The sequence below is a fragment of the Psychrobacter sp. M9-54-1 genome (assembly GCF_016613355.1).
In the GTDB taxonomy this organism is placed as follows: Bacteria; Pseudomonadota; Gammaproteobacteria; order Pseudomonadales; family Moraxellaceae; genus Psychrobacter; species Psychrobacter faecalis.
In genome coordinates this window covers 1-1,172 of the sequence record NZ_JADGFW010000031.1, presented here as the reverse complement: position 1 = coordinate 1,172, position 1,172 = coordinate 1, and the positions used below count along the sequence as shown (strand labels likewise).

The following is a 1,172-nucleotide window of genomic DNA, read 5'->3' as shown; positions in this document are numbered from 1 at the left end:
GTACGGCCGCCTTCACGAATTGCGAAGCGAAGACCTTTGTCCATAGCGATTGGGTGGATAAGCTCTACGCCCATCTCAACGTTGTCACCAGGCATAACCATTTCAGTACCGTCTTGTAATTGGATTGCGCCAGTTACGTCAGTGGTACGGAAGTAGAACTGTGGACGATAGCCGTTTAGGAATGGTGTGTGACGACCACCCTCTTCTTTTGACAGTACGTATACTTCTGCGTCAAATTTAGTATGAGGGGTGATTGAACCTGGCTTGGCTAGTACTTGGCCACGTTGTACGTCTTCACGTTTAGTACCACGTAGTAGTACGCCACAGTTTTCGCCTGCACGACCTTCGTCTAGCAGTTTACGGAACATCTCTACACCAGTACAGGTGGTTTTTTGGGTGTCACGGATACCGACGATTTCGATTTCGTCACCAACACGTACGATACCTGATTCAACACGACCGGTTACTACGGTACCACGGCCTGAGATTGAGAATACGTCTTCGATTGGCATTAGGAATGCTTTGTCAACGTCACGCTCTGGCTCTGGGATGTAAGTATCTAGGATACCTAGTAGTTCTACAACGGCTGGTTCGCCGTATTTGCCTTCGTCGCCTTTTAGGGCTTGGGTGGCACTGCCTTTTACGATTGGGGTGTCGTCGCCTGGGAAGTCGTAGTCGTTAAGCAGTTCACGAACTTCCATTTCTACTAGTTCTAGTAGTTCTTCGTCGTCAACAAGGTCACATTTGTTCATGAAGACGATGATGTACGGTACGCCAACCTGACGTGATAGCAGGATGTGCTCACGGGTTTGTGGCATTGGGCCGTCTGTTGCTGATACAACTAGGATTGCGCCGTCCATTTGGGCTGCACCGGTGATCATGTTTTTAACGTAGTCGGCGTGACCTGGGCAATCAACGTGGGCGTAGTGACGGGTTGGAGTGTCATATTCTACGTGTGAGGTGTTGATGGTGATGCCACGTGCTTTTTCTTCTGGTGCGCTATCGATAGCGGCGTAGTCTTTGGCTTCGCCACCAGAGGTTTTTGCTGCTACGGTTGCGATAGCGGCGGTTAGGGTTGTTTTACCGTGGTCAACGTGTCCGATGGTACCGACGTTGACGTGTGGCTTGCTGCGTTCAAACTTGGCCTTTGCCATGGGTATTTCCTCTTTATT

General features: G+C 50.0%; 1 protein-coding gene. It reads right to left on the bottom strand.

Features of this window, described 5'->3' with window-relative positions; translation table 11 throughout:
* On the bottom strand, positions 1-1,154 hold a 1,154-nt coding region (tuf, locus tag IQ457_RS11530), incomplete at its 3' end, for an elongation factor Tu (protein ID WP_200663396.1).
* Between the last annotated feature and the right edge of the window lie 18 nt (positions 1,155-1,172).